General features: G+C 44.2%; 1 protein-coding gene. It reads right to left on the bottom strand.

What is annotated here, in order from left to right; genetic code table 11:
• Window positions 1-538: YjbH domain-containing protein (locus BACCELL_RS25520; RefSeq protein WP_007215079.1), on the bottom strand; the 538-nt coding region annotated here is incomplete at both ends.

The following is a 538-nucleotide window of genomic DNA, read 5'->3' as shown; positions in this document are numbered from 1 at the left end:
AACAAATAGGTGGCACCCAACGCAAAATCTTTCGAATCATATTCCGCTATCACCCTCAAATCCGGTGCGAAACTGGGATTGTAAGTGATACCCGCCGCTATTCCGTTCAGTTTGTAGTCCTTTCTCTGATTATATAAATAAGAGAGGTGTACTCCGATTTCTTCTGTTCCTATCGGTAAATGTTTGGTTGCAGCTATATAGAAACGGCTGAAATATCCGTTTCCGCTTGATGAACCAACTACCCCGCCTCCGGAAGAAGTAAACGGGTCTGATGTTCCCAGAACCACAGCCGGCATATACTTCCAGAATTGTCCTTCTTTCAAAGCTCGCAGTCGGACAGAGAAATATCTGTCCTGATTCGTAAAACCTGAGTAACCGTAAGGCTTTAAGCCCAGTGCTTCCGCTTTAAAAAGTGTGCATGTGTATGCCACTTCCAACCAGGGGAAAAAGGTCACATTCAGGTAATAGTTGTACGTATGATAGTACCACGTAGGAGGAGTTATCTCCTTGTTCATAAAGTTGGCACCCAGCATTATTG

It is taken from the genome of Bacteroides cellulosilyticus DSM 14838, assembly GCF_000158035.1.
GTDB classification, from domain to species: Bacteria; Bacteroidota; Bacteroidia; order Bacteroidales; family Bacteroidaceae; genus Bacteroides; species Bacteroides cellulosilyticus.
The sequence above is the reverse complement of the archived record's forward strand: the minus strand, read 5'-3'. Positions and strand labels throughout refer to the sequence as shown.